Source organism: Novipirellula herctigrandis, from assembly GCA_007859835.1.
GTDB classification, from domain to species: Bacteria; Planctomycetota; Planctomycetia; order Pirellulales; family Pirellulaceae; genus Novipirellula_A; species Novipirellula_A herctigrandis.
Genome location: SJPJ01000001.1, coordinates 1,623,795 through 1,639,068, shown reverse-complemented (window position 1 = coordinate 1,639,068; position 15,274 = coordinate 1,623,795). Strand labels below are relative to the sequence as shown.

The window sequence follows — 15,274 nt, the reverse complement described above, 5'->3', positions numbered from 1 at the left end:
AGTTGAATTGGAGGTAGGCGGGGCAATTTGCAGAGCTTCGTTTAGGCCGGCGGCTCCACTATCATCATGTCGTCGGTGTCCACTGGCAATGCCTGACCTTCGTCTGCCAACGTCTTTTCAATCTCTTGCACCAGTAACGCCAATCGAATACGGGGTGATTCATCGTAGGAATACTCGGCTAAACGAATCGCTTGCTGGACGTAGCTCCACGCCTGTTTCGAGTCACCGCGACCGTACCAAATCCGGGCAACACGGCACATTCGATTGGTGGCGATTTCCGTATGTCCCGATTGTTCATAAGCCGCTGCAGCAAGTTCCAATGCCACGGGGATTTCGCGATAGTTGCCTGCCAATCGAAGGTGTTTCGCTTCCTTGTCAAAATGCCAAGCGGCCTGCAATATTTCGCCCTTGGCTAGGTGAATCATTGCGGCGACATTCTGCAATTCTGCTTGTAACGCTTCGCTGCAGACTTCCGAAGCCAATTCGCATGCGCAATCAAAATGCTGCTTGGCACACTTGATGTCATACACTTCCGCGGCCAAACGGGCACGGGCAAGATGGATTTGGGCGTTGTAGTCATCCTCGCACTGTTCGGTGGCTTTCTTTTGTTTGATCCGCGAACCAACACAAGGGATCACCGTGACGCATGATTCTTTGCAGGGATCTTGTGAACAGCATGTGCAGCCGCCTGGGGTTCCTTCGCAGGGAGGATTGCAGCAAGCGGCGCGATCGACATAGATGTTCGCCTCTTCGAAGCGGCATTCTTGTTGAGCAATCTTGGCTTCGAGTAACCATGCGTTACCGGCGGAGCTTTTAGCGCGGCATAACTCGGTCCGTGCATCGAGAAGCCAATCTTTCGCTTCGGTATCCTTGCCAGCGCTGGTCATACAGGCGGCTAGGTTGTAAGCATTGGTTCCCGATTCATAGGGATCGTCGATCGCCCAGGCACGCCGAATCGCTTTTCGATATTGTTCGATCGCGTCGTCAATATCCCCTTCGGCAAATGCTTCGCTGGCATTGCTCGAAAATCGCCCCAGCGTGGCGTCGACTTTTGGAGGCGAATCGGCCGTGCTGCGGCACCCCAATTGTCCGAAGCCAATGATGGCGATGATCGCGAAAAGCGTCCATTGGGTACTGGTGATTCGGCGCATGGAGTCTGACACGTAATGAATCATCGTACGGATCCTCCGCGAATGGTGGACGGTGATAATTGTTCGGTCGCGGTAGGCTGTTTACTGTAGCGACGCAGTAGCCAATGGCTTCTAACTTCGCCCACCAAATCCTGTGTGTCGTCGACGGTGTTGTTGACCCGCTGCGTTGTTCCGGGCAAGTCGTTTGCTTCTTTTCGGACGATCCGAACGACTTCGCGTGTCTCTGTGGCAAGCTGCTGCACCTGTTCAGCGGCGACGCGGAGTGCATCCAAAGTTTCGGCGATGTCTTCGGTTACGGTTTCGGTGCTTTGGTTCACCGTTACAGCGGCTTGGCTGATGTCGTCGGTCGATGCTCGCACGTCGACTAACGTGTTTCGCATGTCGCTTTCGATAAGTTGTTCGATTTTTTGGGTAAGCGTTTCTACTCGTTTTTCCAAATTCTGGGTCACTTCACGAATCGTCTGCATCGTATCGATGGCTGCGGGGCGGATCGCTTCGTTGGACTTCAAGAACGATTCCGACGCTTCGCGAGTCGTCGCCAGGGTTGGGTCGATCGAATCGTTGAGCGATCCTTGGAAACGGTTCGCGGCGTTTTCGATGCCTGATAGTGTTGGATCGAGTTTTAGTTGGATTCGGCGAACCGATGCGCTAACCGATTCAACCTCGGCGGCCATTTGATCAAGTCGGTCTGCTTCACCGCGGAAATCTTCAATCTGACTACCTGCGGGTAAGGGGATTGGTTCCCAAGCGACGTCGGTTGGCGCACGGCGGATCACCAACATCGGTGTTCCCAGTCCATAGCGTCGCTCGAGCATGACAACCGAATCGACGAAGATGTCTTTGCTTTTGTCGGGATCGATTCCTAAATCGACACGGATTTTGTCGGTATGGTCCATGTAGGAAATGCTCTCGACAAGCCCTGCCCGCTCGCCCAGGATGTACACGTCGGCTCCTCGGTGTAGGTCGTCGACATCGGTTTGACTGGTTTCGATCCAAAATTGGTCTTTCTCGACAAAGTAGTCGCTCGCCCGCAGTAGTAGCACGGCTAGGACAATCAGAAACAACAACAAGATCATCAGGAATGTACCGACGATTTGGTTTGTATAACGCAACCGATAGGGTTCGTTCATGATGCAGATCCTCTGGTGCTTGGCGTTAACTTTCCTTGTTGAAGCGAGTAGATCATTCGTGGCGCGGTGATCTGTTCGCTTTCGTCCGCCGAATTACTGGTTAACCACAGCACGGCGGCGCCTTCGGAGCGAGCCTCGTTGATTGCTTCGACCAATTTCGGGCGTAGTCGATTCGAGACCGATTGCATGGGGCGTTCGAGTAGAAGAAGCTTTGGTTTCGAGAGGAACGCTCGAATCCATTGGTAAATCTGTAAGACGGATGGCTCGACAAACGCAGGTCGTTCCCGGCCGACGTTCTTGACATCGAACCGTTTTCGCCATTTGGCTAGGTCTTGTTCGATCGATGCACTGTCGATTTGGTGGTGCCTGCGCGCCAGTGTGACGTTCTCGGCAACATTCAAATTTTGAATCCAGGCGTCCGATTCAAACACGCGTCCGATCCGACTTCGCATTTTAAAATGTCGGTCAAAGTCGTCTCCGCCCCAATCGCCACCTTGGCTATCGAAAAAGAACTGAACGTCCCCTTCGGCTGGCTGTTTCAAGCCTTGCAGCATCGACGCCAATTGACGTGGGTGTTGGGATCGGTCGAGGTGAATCATTGCAAAGTCACCTTCCCGCAAGGTCATGTTGACGCGCTGCAGGTTGACACCACTTTCACGACCGGATCCGAAGGTGACGTTGGTCAGTTTCAGCACAATTGGTTTTTCACTTGGTGGTAGATCGGGTTGCCGAGTCATCGATTGTCCTCGCTATAGAATTTTGAAAACGAGGAGACGTCCGTAAATCAATACCGACAAAACGGCCGAGACAATAAAGACGGCGGTCAAGGCATGGATACCGCTGCGGCTGGATACTCGTGGTACGTCCGTCACACTAGTGCGGACACTCAATCCATCGCTGCAACAAATGGCGCCCGCGAACGCGCCGGCGATAATCGTCTTTGGAACAAAGAAGATCAGGTCCAACGAGTTGAATTCGCGAATGATGCCATCGAGGAACGTCATCCAGGGAACGTGGATGGCTCCCATCCCCCAACCAATCACGTAGCCTGTGATCACCATCGAAGCAGCGATGATTATCGCCAAACAAAACGCGCTGATCACCATGCCGAGGATCCTTGGCATGACGAGGGCCGTCATCGGATCGATGCCTTGTGCGTCAAGCACCTCGACTTCGTGATTGACTAGCATCGTGGCAAGTTCCGTCGAGATTGCGATACCACTGCGCCCGATCACGACCAAGCATGCCAACAGCGGAGCAATTTCACGAACGATGGCACGCCATAACATTGGTGCGATCACGTCGGTGGTGACCCCAAGCATGTCGATCCACAGGGCGGCTTGAACAATGATCAGCACGCCCACCGCAGCCCCGAACCGGCACGCCACCGCGACGCCATCGACGCCCGAGAACAACAACTGGCGTGCAAAGATGCTTCGAACCGGTGGTGTCCACGACGAGGGGCGAATCGCCAACCGGACGGTGGCCCAAAGAATCGCCAAAATGGAAGTCACCGTCGCCAGCCGACCGAGAACCTGTTCGCCAACCCATTCTGCGACCCGGAGTGGCCCGTGCCTGAATAACAAGCGAAGTATCGACGGTAGTTCGCGAGCGGTTGGCACAGTGACACTGAGTAAAAGTACGAGTCCGAATCAAACCAGCTCGAGCGACCGGTATCTTCGTTCTAATCGGCGTCATAGGAAGATGCGCGCAGCAAAACTGGTAGAACCCGCATTGCTAGCACGCCGCCTTGGTGGCTCACGCTGCATATTCGGCACAACCGGAACGACTAATAGCTCCGATTCAGCTCGTCGACCTGTTCATTCAGCGTACAAAAATCGTACACAAGGCCGATTCCGAACAGACCGCCTGTCAATAAGAAGACGACGCCGGTGATGATTTTGCCTATATAGAACCGGTGGATTCCGAATATCCCGAGAAAGGTCAGTAGAACCCAGGCGACCGTATAGTCGATCGGTCCGCGCCGAAAACGGCGGTTTGCCTCGTCCGACATCGCGGGAATGAAAAAGAAGTCCACGATCCAACCGACTAAAAACAGCCCGCCGGTGAAAAGCCACAGAATGCCGGTCAGCGGTTTGCCATAGTAAAACCGATGAGCGCCGGCAAAGCCGAGGATCCAGAACAGGTACCCGACCAGTACCGGATGCGTACTATCGGCGTCGACGACAGCGTGGCCATAGGATTCGTTCGGAGCGATATGATTTGGGAGTGGGGGAGCAGTGTTTTGCATCGGATATGGCTCGGGGGCGGTCGAGGCGGCTATGACATGATTCGTTGGCAAAACGAGAATCTTCGCAAATGCCAGGCCACTTTTAGGAGAAATGTTTGTCAGCTCGATTGCACGCTGCCAATCCCGGAAACTCATCGGGCCTCATGATCATCGGGCCTCACGATCATCGGGCAATAAGATCATCGGGCAATAAGATCATCGGGCAATAAGATCATCGGGGCTTACGACCATTCAACGCGATCAGTATTGGCCATGGAAAGTGCCCCACCACCAAATATAGACCGCTACGGCGACGAGCGCTGTGGTTGCAATTGCTTGTACCCGTTTCGGGCGTTTCACTTGAGCGATCATTGCGACAGAAAAGATCAGCATGACACCAACATTGCCCCAAGGCACCATCGCATGGACAAACGACCATTCCGAAAATGGCCATAAGGGCTTCAGCGGCCAATCACTCAAACCTTCCGCCCCCGAGACCAATGCGTCCGCGGGAATTTGGCTTAGAGCGGCAATAAATGCGACGGCGACCCAAACAAACCATGTGGATCGCGAAAACGTGTGACGGCGATCCATGTACGGCGCAAGTTCTTGTAGCGGTTTGAAACGAACCAGCCGACCAGCGACGCGTCCGCTGATGTCGAAACGATAGTCGATCGTCCCCAAGATCAAAGCAACGAGGAAGCAAGCGAGCAGGTTGTGGCCCCATACGCGGTGGCCATGTTCGAACCGGGACATGTCGATGAACATCGGCAATCCATCCCAATCAGGCGCAATCGCGGCAAACGCGGCAAGTGCGGCCAGTTTCCATCCGTGACGCTTCTGTAATCCCGTGGCAAGAAGCCCGTTCATCCCCAGTAGCGCGTGTTCGAATGTGGTCATGGTCGATTAACGGCGGTCGTCGGCCACGGTACGAGCCGCGCTGATTCGGGCCGTTTCTCGGGCTGTTTCTCGGCGGCTGATTGACGTGATCACTTCGACAAATTGCCGACGCTTGGCCGGAGAAACTTGGGGTAAACGTTCGGCAAAGTTGATCATCGCATGCGGGTTGACACGTGATGCTTCGGAGATTTGACTGACAAACCGAGCGGTTTCGATAAAGTTCGCGTCAGCCGACCGGCCAATGAACCCGCTGAGGGTGCGAGCGACTAGATCGGCTCCCAGATTGTCGAATTGCACAAAGCAATCGAGCGTGCCGGTGACGGTGGTTTCACCCGAAGCCGATTTGGCGTACGTGCTGCGAAAAACAAATACGCCGCTGCCTTTGATCGGGCGAGCAACCATCCGGCCGTCATAGCTGCCATCGGCGACAAAGATATGCAAATGGGGGTCGCCGTAGACCAAGTCGACTCGGCATGTCGTGCCGCTGCCGTCGGAGGCGTCCAATTGATACGGCCCGGTTCGTGTTGTGGTCACCTGGGTCACTCCCATCACATCCCACATGCCGACAAGGATTTCTGGATTCCGTGTGATGAACAGAAAGAAGTCACGGTCGCACGCGATCGCTTGGGTGGGCAATTGACGGTAGATCGTCGGAGAATTCGTGATTCCCGTGATCCGCTGTTGCGCTGCGGGAGTCAGCCGATTCATCGGTAGACTTTCGATCACCTGACGCCGACGCTCTATCGACCCTATCCCTGATTGGGGGGCGTCGGACGGCTCCTCCCGATTGAGGGGCCCTAAGATACCTTCGGCTGAGGCATCGGTTGTGCCGAGAATGTCGATCATGGGGCAGCCAATTAGCTCCCAAAGGGGCAAAAGCAGCACCACCGCGATAGCGCAATGTCGCCATCTGCGTACGATTCGCGTTGTCGATCCGCTCGGCACTAGGTTCCCCCACCAGAAGATTGACCGTAGTCCACCAACCACGGCGCATAATGCCACCGACCGATTTGCCGATTGCAGTGCTTGAAATCAATCTTCGGTCTTTGCGGATGGTTCAGTTGAGGAAAACTGTGACGCGTACTCGACACCCAACGCTGATTGTCGATAATCGCGATCTTGAAGGCCTTGGAAACCACAAAATATCTGTTAATTCGTGAACCACGAGAAGAAAAATGGCAAAGAAAACAATCGACCAAGTCGACGTTGCTGGTAAAACCGTTTTGATGCGAGTCGACTTTAACGTCCCACTCGATGACGACCAAACGATTTCCGACGATCGCCGCATCCGGATGGCAATGCCCAGTATCACGAGCGTGGTCGACCGTGGCGGACGCTTGGTTCTGATGAGCCATCTCGGTCGCCCCAAGGGGGAAGGAGACGATGCAAAGTTTTCGCTCGCACCAGCCGCCACACGGCTATCGAAAATCTTGGGAAAACCAGTTGCATTTGCATCGGATACCGTTGGTGATGACGCGACTTCGAAAGCCAAGGCACTCAAAGACGGCGACGTCTTGGTGCTCGAAAATCTTCGATTTAATGCGGGTGAAAAGAAAGGCGACAAGGACTTTGCCGGCAAGCTTGCCGCGCTGGCCGACGTATATTGCAACGACGCGTTCGGCACCTGCCACCGCAGCGATGCATCGATGGTCGCCGTTCCCGAAGCGATGTCCTCCAAACCACGCGTCGTTGGCCACCTGGTCGCCAAAGAAATCGCCTACCTTAGTGACACCATAAGCAATGCATCACGCCCCTTCGTTGCGATCCTTGGCGGAGCAAAGGTGAGCGACAAAATCAACGTGATTAACAATTTGCTCGGCATTTGTGACGCGGTGATGATCGGCGGAGCGATGGCGTACACCTTCTCGATGGCAAAGGGCGGGAAAGTAGGTAACAGCCTTGTCGAAGAAGACAAAGTAGCATTGGCCAAAGAACTTATCGCAAAGGGTGGCGACAAGTTGTTGCTGCCGATTGATTCTCATTGCGGTGACGATTTCAAAGCGGATTGCAACAAGCAAGTTGTCGAAGATGGCGAAATTCCCGACGGATGGCAAGGCTTGGACATTGGACCAAAAACATCAGCGAAGTTTGCCGACGTTTTGAAGAATGCCAAGACCATCGTTTGGAATGGTCCTATGGGTGTCTTTGAAATGCCGCCGTTCGATGCAGGCACCAAAGCCGTGGCTCAAGCTGTCGCCGATAGTGATGCAACCAGCATCATCGGTGGTGGTGATAGCGCAGCAGCGGTTGAACAGCTTGGGTTCGCTGAGCAAGTTAGCCATGTCAGCACCGGTGGCGGAGCCAGTTTGGCGATGCTTGAAGGGAAAGCGTTCGCGGCCGTCGATTTGCTAGACGAAGCGTAACCAGAGCAATGGGGTGCCAGGGCAATGGGGTGCCAGGGCAATGGGGTGCCAGGGCAATGGGGTGCCAGGGCAATGGGGTGCCAGGGCAATGGAGTGAATAGGGCATTGGCGGAATGCATTGATAGAAGTAGGTCATGACAGAGAAATCTGTCATTAGGTATTTGCCATTCATCATCCGCCATTTGTCTTTGGGGTCTTCTGTTTTGTATGTAAAACTTTTCCTACTGTATCCTCCATGCTCGATTGCCAATGACTGCTGAAGAAATCCGCTTGCAACAGAGTGAAGATCGGACGCAAAATTGGCAGCGATGGGGGCCATACCTTTCCGAGCGGCAATGGGGCACCGTCCGCGAAGACTACAGCAACGGCGGCGATGCCACATGGAGCTATTTCCCGCATGACCATGCTCGTAGTCGCGCCTATCGTTGGGGCGAAGACGGACTGCTAGGAATTTGCGACCGTGAGTGTCGGCTCTGTTTTTCAGTCGGTCTATGGAATGGACGTGATCCGATCCTAAAGGAACGACTGTTCGGCGTGACAGGCCCCGAGGGGAATCATGGCGAAGATGTCAAAGAGTGCTACTACTACCTCGATAGCACTCCGACACATAGCTACATGAAGGCCCTGTATAAGTATCCGCAAAGCCGGTATCCCTACGAGGAACTTGTTGACGTTTCACGCAGCCGGGCTCGGACGGAGCCTGAATACGAACTGACCGATACTTCGGCGTTTGACCAATCGCGATACTTTGACGTTCAAGCGGAGTATGCGAAGAACGATCCCGAAGATCTATTGATTCGGTTGACGATCACCAATCATGGGCCTCATGCGGCGGTGCTTCATGTGTTGCCTCAACTTTTCTTTCGTAACACTTGGACTTGGCGATGTACCGACGAGGGCTGCACGACTCGGCCGTCAATGCGGCTTGTGGATAACGTGGTACAAACCAATCATGAAACGCTTGATCGCTATTGGTTAGCATGCGATACGATTAGCAGCAGCGAGTCCGTCGGTGGTGGGGCTTCCGCTGGCAACGGTGATTGGGAATGGATTTTCACCGACAATGAAACGAACACAAATCTTCATCCTGATTTGCCGAGTGAATCGGATTACTTCAAAGATGGGCTGAACGATTTTATTGTTCTCGGTGATACCCATTCGGTAAACCCCGAACAGCGTGGGACCAAATGTGGTGCCTACGGACTATTGATGATCCCCAGTGGCGAGACCACGCAAATTCGGCTGCGGCTTGCACATGTGGATTCTCCGATCATCCGTGAAACGAGCCGAGGCGAAGCGAAACAATTCGGCACACTCGCGTTCAATGATTCGTTCGAAGCGTGTTTTGACAAACGAATTGCCGAAGCCGATGAGTTCTACCAAGCACGGATTCCCGACTTGCTCACCAGCGAGCGGGGAGCGATTTCGCGGCAGGCCTATGCCGGGCTATTGTGGACGAAACAGTTCTACTATTACTCGGTCCGCACGTGGCTCGACGGCGATACCAATAATGTCTCGACAAGCCCGTTTCGCAAGTTCGGTCGCAACAGTGATTGGCGTCACTTGTATAACCGCGATGTGATTTCCATGCCGGACAAGTGGGAATACCCTTGGTACGCGGCTTGGGATTTAGCGTTCCACATGGTCCCGATGGCGACCATCGATGTGGAGTTTGCCAAACAGCAAATGTTGTTGTTTTTGCGGGAATGGTACATGCATCCCAACGGCCAAATTCCTGCCTACGAGTGGAACCTTAGTGACGTCAACCCGCCCGTTCATGCTTGGGGCGTTTGGCAAGTTTACAAGGCGAGTGGTCCGCCACAAAAACGAGATAAGGAGTTCTTGGCTCGCGCGTTCCAGAAATTGCTGATCAATTTCACTTGGTGGGTCAATCGCAAAGACCCGCGAGGAAAGAATATCTTTGCGGGCGGTTTTTTGGGGCTCGATAACATCGGAGTCTTTGACCGTAGCAAACCGCTTCCCGAAGGACACCTTGAACAAGCCGACGGTACGGCATGGATGGCGTTCTATTGTGGCACGATGCTGAGGATGGCGATCGAATTAGCTGAGGACCACTTGGCGTACGGCGATATGGCAAGCAAGTTCTTTGAACATTACGTCGCGATCGCAGAAGCGATGAACTCGATCGACGGGTCGGGATTGTGGGATGAAGAAGACGGTTTCTATTACGACCATTTGCTCGTTCATGACAAGTCAATTCCGATGCGCGTCCGATCGCTTGTCGGATTGGTGCCATTGATGACGGGCGTTATTCTCGAAGAACCCGTGATCGAAAAGTTGCCCGGTTTTGTCAAGCGAATGAAATGGTTCTTGGAAAATCGCGGTGACCTAAGTGCCCACATGACTTACATGGAACGGGAAAACGTTACTGCCGGTGCGCTTTGTCATCGATTGTTGGCGATTCCCGCAGAAGATCGTTTTCGCCGCCTGATCGCGGTGATGTTGGACGAGAACGAATTTTTGTCGCCGTTCGGAATTCGCAGCATGTCGGCGATTCATCGTGACAAACCGTTTGTGTTTGACTTCGGCGGCCAACGCCACGAAGTGCAATACATGCCTGGCGAAAGCGATAGTGGAATGTTCGGCGGCAATAGTAATTGGCGAGGCCCGATTTGGTTCCCGATGAATTTTTTGCTGATTCAATCGCTGAAACGCTATCACGTCTTTTACGGCGAAGATTTCAAGGTGGAATGTCCCACACGCAGCGGAAATTGGATGACGCTCTTGGAGGTCGCTCGAGAATTAGAGCGGCGGTTGATTTCGATTTTTGAAGTCGGAAAAGAGGGCGTGCGGCCACTCAACGGAATCGATTCGATATACCGTGATGATCCGGCATGGAAGGATTTGATTTTGTTCTACGAGTATTTTCATGCCGATGAAGGAACGGGATTGGGAGCGTCGCACCAAACCGGTTGGACGGCATTGGTCGCAACGATGTTGAGATCCGGAGCGAACGCGGACAAATGGCAACCAATCGCCGCGAAGCGGAAGTGAGCGTTTCAGCGGCGTGTTGTGATCAAAGGTCATGACTCAATGTTTGCCGCTTTTTGCTCTGCCAAATGGGGAGCAAACGGCGATGATGTTTCGCCAATCAACGAAAAAACCCGGCCACCTAGGGTGACCGGGTTCCATTGCGATCGGCTAGTCAGGGAATTCTTCGTAAGCTTCCCCTGCGAACTCGCCGTTAGTAGCGGTAATGTTCCGACTTGTAAGGACCTTCAACGGGGACGCCGAGGTATTCGGCTTGGTCCGCGGTCAACGTGGTTAACTTCACGCCAAGTTGTCCCAAGTGAAGGCGAGCGACTTCTTCGTCCAACTTCTTCGGCAACATGTAGACCTTCGTTTCGTATTGACCATCGTTGCCCCAAAGTTCCATTTGAGCCAGAACTTGGTTGGTGAACGAGGTGCTCATGACGAACGATGGGTGACCGGTTGCACAGCCAAGATTGACCAAGCGGCCCTTGGCCAAAATGAGCACGCTGCGGCCAGATTTTTTGAAAGTGTAACGATCAACCGCACCGATGTCCGCTGGTTTGATCTCGTCCTTGGTCGCGCGACCCGCGGCGACTTCGGCTTCCAACCATGCCACGTCGATTTCAGTATCAAAGTGACCGATGTTACAAAGAATCGCGTCGTCAGCCATTTCGACCATATGTTCGCCAAGGATGATATCCTTGTTGCCCGTCGTGGTGACGTACAAACGACCTTCCTTGCAGGCTTCTTCCATCGTCGTGACTTCGAAACCTTCCATCGCCGCTTGCAGAGCGTTGATTGGATCGATTTCGGTGACGATCACGCGGCAACCGTAACGTTGCAAGCTATGGGCACATCCCTTGCCAACGTCGCCGTAACCGCAAACCACAGCGACCTTACCAGCCAACATCACGTCCGTCGCTCGCTTGACGCCGTCGGCCAACGATTCGCGGCAACCATAAAGGTTGTCAAACTTGCTCTTGGTCGCCGAGTCGTTCACGTTGAACGCGGGGACCTGCAAACGGCCGGTGCGATTAAGTAATTCCAAGCGGTGGATACCGGCGGTCGTTTCTTCACTGATTCCCTTAACACCCGCCAGTAGTTCCGGGAACTTGTCGTGGACCATCGCGGTTAGGTCACCGCCATCGTCGAGGATCATATTTAACGGCTTACCCGATGGGAAATGCAGCGTTTGCTCGATGCACCAATCGAATTCTTCTTCGTTCATGCCCTTCCAGGCGTAAACCGGTATGCCGGCGGCAGCGATCGCGGCAGCTGCATGATCTTGAGTGCTGAAAATGTTGCAGCTACTCCAAGTCACTTCGGCACCGAGTTCGATAAGCGTTTCGATCAGCACGGCGGTTTGGATTGTCATATGCAGACATCCCGCGATCCGTGCGCCAGCGAGCGGCTTCGTTTGACCGTACTTTTTACGAAGTGCCATCAAACCTGGCATTTCGTTTTCGGCGAGTTGAATCTCTTTGCGGCCGTATTCGGCCAGGCCAATGTCTTTGACTTTGTAAGGCAGTCGGTTCGTTTCGACTTGTGACACGTAAACACTCCAATTCGGAAGAGGGGGGAAAGTTTCGGAGCAAGCACGTTAGAGGGGTTGCGGACCCAACACGGGGACTCCCGCTGGTTCGCAATCCCCCGAACGTACTTACCAATTCAGGTACCAATTTTGGTGGTGCGGTTCGTCGACAGACGTTCTTGCGTTGGTAGTTAATACCCCACCAGAGTTATGACCGCATTTGAGACAGCATGATAAACAGTGAACGCGATTTTGACACGGGGCAAAATCGATCGTTTTTCCGCCAATTTGATCGGAAAATACGGGGTTTGAGTACGCTAGCGTCCTTCTCGAACACCCAGGTTCAGGCATTTTCGGGCTGAGCCGTTGGGCCTTTTGGATGCTGTGAAAAAGGGCTACGGGTTGGCGTTTCGGCAGAATTCAGAAATCAGGGTAGCTGACTTTTTGCCTCGTGGTGACTCAACGCCGCTGGCGACGTCAACGCTTTTCGCCCCAGTCACGTTGATCGCTTCGGCCACGTTGTCGGGGCGAAGTCCGCCCGCAAGCGTCCATGAGGTGTCTTCGTTCGCCTTGGACCATCGGCCCAGGGAGTCCCAATCGAGTGCCGTGCCGCTGCCGCCGTGCGCGGGTCCGGCATCGACGTCGAGCAGTACACCAAACCCAGCCTCGGTCCACGGACGGATTCGCGAATCGATTTGATTCACTCCGATCGGCCCGGCTGGTAACTTGATCGCTCGCAAAATCGGCAATCGGATCGCTGCCAACGCCTTCGCGTCCCCAAGCGTCTCGTCGCCGTGCAACTGGATGACATCGATCCATTTTTTTTCAGAAATCGATCCGATCCGTTCAGCCGATTCATTCACAAACACGCCCACACGCGTCAGACCCCGTTTCTGTGCGTAAATCGCTAGTTCGCCGGTGGAAGCGGATTGGGGGTCGAGGTAGCGAATACTTTTGGGGAAGAAATTCAGTCCCACCGCGTCGCCACCCGCCGCTTCGATTGCATCAATATCCGACTTGAGACGAATCCCGCAAATTTTAATGTGAAACACGTTTCTTGCTCCGCACAACCCAAACAATTCGATCGACCCGACTGTTTCATTGGACCTATCAAGGTCGCTTTGCCGATAAACAGAAGGCTGATAAACAGAAGAAGGTGTAGCGAAAAAGTCAACCGCCACACTATTTGGTCCTCTTCCCGCACGCCTCTTGTCCGAACGAATTTGCATCACATGAAGCTCCGTGGTCAACAAACCGTTGCATTGACCGACTTGGTGCTTGTCGCTTTGGCCACCATCGTAATCGCTCTGCACTGGATCCCATTGCCGGAGCCGCGACAACAGGTGGCCCAACGGGCAAGCGACGGACGCTACGTGCGATACACGTTGCCGATTCGTGATCCGCGAATTGTCGCAATTTTGGATAACAAAGAGCCGATGCCGTCCGTCGAACAGTTGACCGAGCGTTGGCGAGGCGAAGCGTTGCGTTTCTATGCCGAAGATCCACGAATGGCGGAGTTGGACGCTGCTTCGGGCAAAATTGTTCAAGTCGCTTTTACCGATTCAACGGCGTTCCCGAAAATTCCGACCAAGGATGCTAACAAGGGAAAGTTGGCGATCGGTTCGCAAGTTCAACCGCCACATACGATCATCGATTTTGCGATCTCTCTCGCAATTGGGATTTGCGTGGCGACCCTGTTTGCCCTTTGGAACGTCGTTTTTCCAGCGTTTCGTTTAAGGCATCCGCAGTCGCAAACCGCCGCTCGCCATCACGTCATGGATCGTTCGGTGGACGGTTTTCAAGGTGTTTTGGCGATCGAAATCGAACCTAATTGGATATCGATCCGGCAACCGTGGATGGTTCGAATTCGCCAAATCAGTTTGTTTGCGATAGTGGCCGTCGCGATCACGACGCTTTTGGTTTAATGTCTTGACTCAACGTGCTGTGACGAGAATTTGGCCGACAAGTATCCAAACGGCGGTAAACAGAATACCAAGCGTGGCATGGAGAGTATCAACATTCATTGAATCGGGCCTTTCGCAAAAGAAAGTGAACGGTCATGTTTGGCCCGTTCCTTGGCCCGTCGTTTGGTGAGCGGTCAGCTTGACTCGCACAATCCGAACGATTTTTCGATGCACCTCATTCCTGGCGCATGGTTAGTATCGGAGTGGAACCCGAGGAAACTTACAAGAAAATGGTTCGCACCCGATAGATTACCCACTCGTCACACCTTCCCAAGATGTACTCAAGAGAGCAGAGCTGACGCCGATGGCCATTCAATATTGGTTAATGAAAACCGAACCGACGACTTACTCAATAGACGACCTTGCTGCCCAGGCGGACAAAACGACGTGCTGGGAAGGGGTTCGCAATTATCAAGCTCGCAATTTGTTGCGCGACGAGATTCAGGCGGGTGATCGAGTCCTGTTCTATCATTCGGCTTGCAAGGAGCCGGCAGTCGTCGGCACTGCGATTGTTTCCAAGAGCGGCTACCCCGATCGGTTCCAATTCGACAAAAAAAGCAAGTATTTCGATCCCAAAAGTGATCCCGACAATCCACGCTGGTATCTCGTCGACATCACCCTCGACGAAAAATTCGATGCACCGGTAACGCTCGCCGAGCTACGTGAGACAGCCAGTGTGAAGGAGATGGTACTGCTGCAAAAAGGTAGCCGATTAAGTGTCCAGCCGGTGAAGAAGAAGGAATTCGACGCGATCCTAAAGATGGCCAAAAAGAAGGCGAAAACGTCACCAAAAAAGTGACCTGCGCAGGGGGCTTGTCGAACGGAGCGGAATCAAGCAAATTATGGGCCTTCAAGCCGAAGTGGCGGAATTGGCAGACGCGCTGGATTCAAAATCCAGTTCTCGCAAGGGAGTGAGGGTTCGAGTCCCTCCTTCGGTACTAGGGTTATCCAAAATCCAATGGAAAGGCTCGCGAAACATCTTGTTTTGCGAGCCTTTTTTCGTGGTTTCGG

At 53.6% G+C, this 15,274-nt stretch carries 13 protein-coding genes and 1 tRNA gene; 5 read left to right on the top strand and 9 right to left on the bottom strand.

Annotated features, from left to right (window positions below; translation table 11 throughout):
- Positions 1-41: 41 nt before the first annotated feature.
- The 7 genes from CA13_RS05845 to CA13_RS05815 all read right to left on the bottom strand — a co-directional run bounded on the left by CA13_RS05845 (position 42) and on the right by CA13_RS05815 (position 6,119).
- Positions 42-1,175, bottom strand: coding sequence for a tetratricopeptide repeat protein (locus CA13_RS05845; protein WP_146395026.1), 1,134 nt, complete (start codon positions 1,173-1,175; stop codon positions 42-44).
- On the bottom strand, positions 1,172-2,281 hold the full coding sequence (locus CA13_RS05840) for an MlaD family protein (protein WP_146395025.1): 1,110 nt from the start codon (positions 2,279-2,281) through the stop codon (positions 1,172-1,174). The genes CA13_RS05845 and CA13_RS05840 overlap by 4 nt, the downstream gene beginning before the upstream one ends.
- Entirely contained in the window at positions 2,278-3,018 is a 741-nt protein-coding gene (locus CA13_RS05835; RefSeq protein ID WP_146395024.1) for a P-loop NTPase family protein, read from the bottom strand. Before CA13_RS05835 ends, CA13_RS05840 begins: the two co-directional genes overlap by 4 nt.
- Before the next feature lie 12 nt (positions 3,019-3,030).
- On the bottom strand, positions 3,031-3,903 hold the full coding sequence (locus CA13_RS05830) for an ABC transporter permease (RefSeq protein ID WP_146395023.1): 873 nt from the start codon (positions 3,901-3,903) through the stop codon (positions 3,031-3,033).
- A gap of 167 nt (positions 3,904-4,070) precedes the next feature.
- A complete protein-coding gene (locus CA13_RS05825) occupies positions 4,071-4,532 on the bottom strand; it encodes an NINE protein (RefSeq protein ID WP_146395022.1) in 462 nt (153 codons plus the stop codon).
- Positions 4,533-4,772: 240 nt separating this feature from the next.
- Positions 4,773-5,411, bottom strand: coding sequence for a metal-dependent hydrolase (locus tag CA13_RS05820; protein ID WP_146395021.1), 639 nt, complete (start codon positions 5,409-5,411; stop codon positions 4,773-4,775).
- A 6-nt stretch (positions 5,412-5,417) separates the two neighbouring features.
- A complete protein-coding gene (locus CA13_RS05815) occupies positions 5,418-6,119 on the bottom strand; it encodes a hypothetical protein (RefSeq protein ID WP_146395020.1) in 702 nt (233 codons plus the stop codon).
- 467 nt (positions 6,120-6,586) lie between these two features.
- Between CA13_RS05815 and CA13_RS05810 the strand changes: the two genes are divergently transcribed.
- Both CA13_RS05810 and CA13_RS05805 read left to right on the top strand, forming a co-directional pair.
- Positions 6,587-7,774, top strand: coding sequence for a phosphoglycerate kinase (locus CA13_RS05810; protein WP_146395019.1), 1,188 nt, complete (start codon positions 6,587-6,589; stop codon positions 7,772-7,774).
- 249 nt (positions 7,775-8,023) lie between these two features.
- Positions 8,024-10,789, top strand: coding sequence for an MGH1-like glycoside hydrolase domain-containing protein (locus CA13_RS05805; RefSeq protein ID WP_146395018.1), 2,766 nt, complete (start codon positions 8,024-8,026; stop codon positions 10,787-10,789).
- A gap of 190 nt (positions 10,790-10,979) precedes the next feature.
- Here the strand turns inward: CA13_RS05805 and ahcY are convergent, their stop codons facing one another.
- Together ahcY and CA13_RS05795 are read right to left on the bottom strand one after the other, a co-directional pair.
- Entirely contained in the window at positions 10,980-12,320 is a 1,341-nt protein-coding gene (gene ahcY, locus CA13_RS05800; RefSeq protein ID WP_146395017.1) for an adenosylhomocysteinase, read from the bottom strand.
- A gap of 374 nt (positions 12,321-12,694) precedes the next feature.
- Complete coding sequence (locus CA13_RS05795) at positions 12,695-13,351, bottom strand: phosphoribosylanthranilate isomerase (protein WP_419193983.1); 657 nt, start codon at positions 13,349-13,351, stop codon at positions 12,695-12,697.
- 180 nt (positions 13,352-13,531) lie between these two features.
- Here CA13_RS05795 and CA13_RS05790 point away from each other — a divergent pair, with 180 nt between their 5' ends.
- From CA13_RS05790 to CA13_RS05780, 3 genes are all read left to right on the top strand, one after another.
- The gene (locus CA13_RS05790) at positions 13,532-14,224 is read left to right on the top strand and encodes a hypothetical protein (RefSeq protein ID WP_146395015.1); all 693 of its coding nucleotides are present in this window, start codon (positions 13,532-13,534) and stop codon (positions 14,222-14,224) included.
- Positions 14,225-14,567: 343 nt separating this feature from the next.
- Positions 14,568-15,062 (top strand): EVE domain-containing protein, encoded by a 495-nt coding sequence (locus tag CA13_RS05785; protein WP_473087444.1) that lies wholly within the window; start codon positions 14,568-14,570, stop codon positions 15,060-15,062.
- Between the two features lie 55 nt (positions 15,063-15,117).
- Positions 15,118-15,201: transfer RNA gene (locus CA13_RS05780), tRNA-Leu, on the top strand.
- Positions 15,202-15,274: the final 73 nt, after the last annotated feature.